The organism is Streptomyces sp. NPDC005533, assembly GCF_042871845.1.
Taxonomy (GTDB): Bacteria; Actinomycetota; Actinomycetes; order Streptomycetales; family Streptomycetaceae; genus Streptomyces.
In genome coordinates this window covers 1-4,143 of sequence record NZ_JBIAJH010000126.1, presented here as the reverse complement: position 1 = coordinate 4,143, position 4,143 = coordinate 1, and the positions used below count along the sequence as shown (strand labels likewise).

The window sequence follows — 4,143 nt, the reverse complement described above, 5'->3', positions numbered from 1 at the left end:
CAGACCCCCCTCGCGACATGGGCCGGCGTCTGCCCCACCTGTCACCGCGGCATACCCACACCAACCCAACCACACCAACCCCTACTAGGGATCGGTTGAAACCTTGCAGGACTCCGAGCGTTGTGCCTGAAGGCCGAACGTCCTCCAGATCCTTGAGATGGAGGACTGGGAAAGGCCCATTTCCTTTCGCCATCGATCGCGTCGACCAGTGCGTCGCAGCCTTCGGCTTGGACTCCATTGTCCTGGTAACCACCGCGACCACCTGCTCGTCCGTCACCGTCCTGGGGCCGCCGGAGCGCGGCATGTCGGCCAGGCCAGCGATCCGGTACTGCACGAAACGGGCCCGCCACCGCCCGACTGCCTGAGGCGTCGATCTGAGACGGGTCGCCACACCCTTGTTCGAGACGCCCTCAGTGCAGGCCAGGATGATCCGGCACCGCATAGCCCATGCCTGCGGGGTGGAGCGACGCCGCACCCACCCCGCCAACGTGGCCCGTTCTTCTTCCCGTCAGCATCAGCTCAGCCATCGGCCGCCCCATCCGCGCCATAGGCCAAGCGTACACATCTGAATAGAACTCAAGACACTCAGAAGTACTAGCTACATGGCTGGTCATATGCATCAGTCTTGATCGTCTAAAGTGGTGCGTAACCGGTCCGGTGGTGCCTCCCCCGTCACCATCGGACCGGCTTTCGTGCACACCAGTAGGATGCGATGCCCTTAAGCGCAGATCGCTTCTTCTTAGACGCCACAGAGATGGTTCCACATTCACGTACCTGATCAGGTAGTTGAGCTTCATGCCTGAAGCTGACGGGTCACAGGAAGCCTCGGTGACAGCCCACTGGAGCGAATACTCTCCAAATCCGTTGCCATGGCCGGAAAGGCCTGCTCACGCTCTCCGGCCTCGCGTGTCTGGCGTGCGGGCGTGGACCGCCACCAGGAATCGCTTTGCAGCCCGGGTAGTGAGATTCTTCAACCTTCTCAAAGCCCGGGCGGCATCTGGGTAGTGAACCATTTTCGGCCCTGCTGTGATGGAGTGAACGTGCTGGCCAGAGGGGTGGCCGTGACGGGGCAGGGCGCCTGATCGTTGGAGTGGTGACGTCATCTCATTTGGGCCGGTTGGGTAGGGCGTCGTTCGTAGTGGGGATTGTTGAGCGGCTGGTGCCGGATGGGTGGTGGGACATGTTCCAGCGGTGCCTGAGGCGCCGCCGCGGCCTTCGAGCGGTGGCCGACGTCGGCACGGTGCTGGTAGGCGACTTTCGGCCTTCAACCGTTCGTCTGTTCCTGTTTGCGCGGGGGCTCAAACAGGCTCGCCGGGGGCGAGTCCCGCGGTTGATCCCTGGAGGCCGAGTTGCATGCACATCCGAGACAAGGATGATCCTGAGGACCGCCCCACGGCCACACTCGGATCTGGACGATGCACGTACAGATTGGGAACAACCGGTGGTCGCTTGACTACCCTGTGCGATTCGCAGTGCCAGATGCCACCACAAAACCTTGACCGGCAGGGATTGCGGCCCAGGGGGAAGAACGCCGACCCGCCCCGGTGCGGGTGTTGAATCGCTACTGTTGTACCGATATGGCAGATTTTCCGGATGATTTCCGCAGGGTCAGGGACATTGGTTGGGCGGCACGCCAGTCGGCTGGTTCATCCCCGTATATGTTCCGATAGCTACGAGACGGCCATACAATGCTTCCATGGCTCAGAAAATAGTGACTATCTACACCGACGACCTGACTGGTGAAGAGTCCCACGAAGCGTCGGCCCACACCCTCGTGCTCGACGGCGTCGCATACGAGATTGACCTCGCACCGGAGAGCTACGACAAGCTGCTCGAAGCAGTGGCCCCGTTCATCAGCGTAGGGCGGAGGGCAAAGCGGCGTGCAAAGCCTGCGAAGCCGCACACGGCGGGAGACTCTAATGACACTGCCGAGATCCGGGCGTGGGCAAAGGAAAAGGGCCTCACAGTGAATGACCGCGGGCGAGTGCCGAAGAAGGTCCGCGAGGCCTACGACGCCGCTCACTGAGGATGCCTGTGAGCTGGTTGACCGGGGCATCCTCTGCGAGGGCCGCTTTGGGCGACGTCCGGGGGGGGAGCACCGCGCGGAGCCGTTCGGTTTCCGCGTCGCCACTGCGGATACCGCCGGCTCGTTTGAGGGTGCACCCGCAGTTGGGTCCGCGACAGGATCGCGGGGCCGATCGAGGTTGGTGCTGGTGCGAGTGCGAACGGGCGTGAATGATCTGGATCTGCAACGGATCGCAGCCTGTTACACCGGCTGCCGAGCCGCCTCCTGCCTGGCCTGACGATGCGATAAATGGCCGATTTCTACCCACCGAGGCAACAGGGGCACCATGCTATGGAGCGGGGGGCGCCCCGCTCTTCCCAGAGCTCGCTTCTCGACGACTCGGTGCTCCTCCCTGCGTGTGCTGCCCCCCGGATATCTCTCGGTTGACCCGGCTGGGCCCCATTTCGCGGGAGCCGTGGCGTCGGGTACGTTTCGCGGTACGGGGTACGGCTCTGGCCACCAGAGGCCGCGACGGGGGCCGCGCCCCGGCCTTCGAAGGCTTTCCCCATCTCGGACTTTCCGGCCTCGACAGGCTGCACCTGTCCCCGAGCCAGCGCACCGGTGGCGAGGAGGCAGAGGCGTCCCTCCGCTCTGCCTCCAGAGCCAGGGGCACTCCCTCCCCTGACCGAAGCTCGGGATACCCACGCCAGAGAACGATTTGCCATGTGGCGCACATAATGGCGAATGGTCGCAGGGCTTCACCACTCACGGGCGTCGTTCGCCGCAGCTGCCAGGGCATCGGGCGGATCGTCAGGTGTTCCCTTTAACGCGCGTGTCCGAGTGAGCACGGGCGTGGTTGCGGACATTGGACAAATTCCGCGCGGCCAGCCCTGACGGAAGCCGGAGCACAGCACTCCCGACGGTACCGACCAGGGGCCGGTCCGGCGGGCGGGGCTCCGTGTCTCCCAAGGAGTCGGTGGTCATGCCCATCATCAGTGGTCTCTCCAGAGGCGCGCGATTGCCGAGAGTTCGCTGCGGCTCCTGGTTGGCGGCACCGCAATCGCCCGCACAGTCGGATACCTCCAGCCGTGGCCTAAGCGGAACGCTTTGCACGGCTCGGGCCGCGTTCAGACGGCACCGACAACGTGATGCGCTTCGGCCTTGACATTGGACCTGGCTCGATCGGAAGTGGTGTTGGCATTTCCCATGACTTCACGAAATCGCGCGTAATGCGCGAGCCCGGATATATCATCTTGCCTGCGGTCGCGTGCCGCCCAGCTGCCCCATATTGACGCGCCTATCGCAGCGCACAGCGGAATCAACAGCCACACCAAAGGCGCCATGGACATGCCTTCCTAACTCGAAGTAGGTTCCGTTGATGCTCCAACGCTCCTGCCCCTCAGGGGAGTATGCAAATCGAGCGCTTTGCCTCTCCTGGCTACGAACCCACCTCGGACCTCGGGGGCACCGGAGGTTCCGTGACTCGTTCCTCATCGCGGACGTGACCCCGCGCCATGCTGCACACGATCCGCTCGGTCGATCTCGAGGACGAGACCATCGCCGAGCTGGAGATGCTCGTGGTTTCGATGAAGGCCTGGCCGGCGAGGCCACCGCATCAGCAATTCCCTGCGTGGCCTGCTCACACAGATCCACCCGGCGCTGGAGCAAGCCCTGGGCCCGAGAGTGCAGCATCCGGCCGGGCTCAGGCTCCTCAATCAGTTCGGTTCCCGCTCGGATCCAGGGCCGGACGCTGTCGGCTCGTGACGCTGAGCATTTTCAACTCGGCCATCGATCGGGTGAGGAGGGGGTGGCCCTGAAACGGGCGGAGCCCTCGGGCTGTTGAGCAAGGCGCGAAGGTCAACTCTTCAGTCATGCTCCACGACAGCACCCTCTACGAATCCCGAACCCCCACCGCCACCCTCGCGGCACGACCACCCCAAACCACACACCACGTCCTTGACGAAGACATAGAGACACCCCCCGGCTGTCAGGCGAGTTGGAACGCTCCGCGCCCTTGACTTTGCGGCCCTGCTTTAAGGCCGGCTAAGACCGTGTCCTATGTGGTGAGGCGTCGTTGACGTCGGTATGGGGCGGGGCACGTGGAGTTGGATTGTTCCAGACGGGCTGTGGGAGATCGC

Annotated in this window: 2 protein-coding genes and 1 pseudogene; 2 read left to right on the top strand and 1 reads right to left on the bottom strand. The window is 63.8% G+C overall.

Annotated elements, in window-relative coordinates; all coding sequences use genetic code 11:
* Positions 1–442 (bottom strand): helix-turn-helix domain-containing protein (locus ACFYP3_RS37080; protein ID WP_388842484.1); only part of this gene is annotated, 442 nt, incomplete at its 3' end.
* Positions 443–1,696: 1,254 nt separating this feature from the next.
* Between ACFYP3_RS37080 and ACFYP3_RS37075 the strand changes: the two genes are divergently transcribed.
* Together ACFYP3_RS37075 and ACFYP3_RS37070 are read left to right on the top strand one after the other, a co-directional pair.
* The gene (locus ACFYP3_RS37075; protein ID WP_388842482.1) at positions 1,697–2,026 is read left to right on the top strand and encodes an Lsr2 family protein; all 330 of its coding nucleotides are present in this window, start codon (positions 1,697–1,699) and stop codon (positions 2,024–2,026) included.
* 1,487 nt (positions 2,027–3,513) lie between these two features.
* A pseudogene (locus ACFYP3_RS37070) lies at positions 3,514–3,733 on the top strand (transposase); the annotation flags it as partial.
* Positions 3,734–4,143 lie beyond the last annotated feature (410 nt).

What these genes read in the sequence shown, in the direction of transcription:
- ACFYP3_RS37075 (WP_388842482.1), top strand. Translation starts at nt 1,697, where the DNA reads ATGGCTCAGAAAATAGTGACTATCTACACCGACGACCTGACTGGTGAA.